Source organism: Stenotrophomonas sp. SrG (genome assembly GCF_050031795.1).
GTDB classification, from domain to species: domain Bacteria; phylum Pseudomonadota; class Gammaproteobacteria; order Xanthomonadales; family Xanthomonadaceae; genus Stenotrophomonas; species Stenotrophomonas rhizophila_A.
Window position 1 is genome coordinate 1 of record NZ_JBNBBE010000515.1, and the last position, 254, is coordinate 254.

1 pseudogene is annotated in these 254 nt (G+C 66.9%); it reads right to left on the reverse strand.

From position 1 onward, the window contains the following. Nucleotides 1-254 (reverse strand): annotated as a pseudogene (locus tag ACQG3P_RS20680) (alpha/beta hydrolase); the annotation flags it as partial.

Consider the following 254-nt stretch of genomic DNA (forward strand, 5'->3'; position numbering starts at 1 on the left):
GATGACCTCCAGGAACGCCTTGGCGCCGCCGCCGCTGGACTGGGACGAGCCGTTCTCATCTTCGGCCGTATCCACCCACGCGGTGTAGTCGAGCGTGCGGGCGGGTGAATCAATGCGGAGGTCGTTGTCGGAACCGATGAACACCAGCACCGGCGCGGCATGTGCGGCCAGGTCGCTCAGCCTCGCCTGGTCGAACACCATGGCCGCTGCGTTGCCATCCAGCATGTACAGCACCGGCGCAGGCGCGTCTGCCT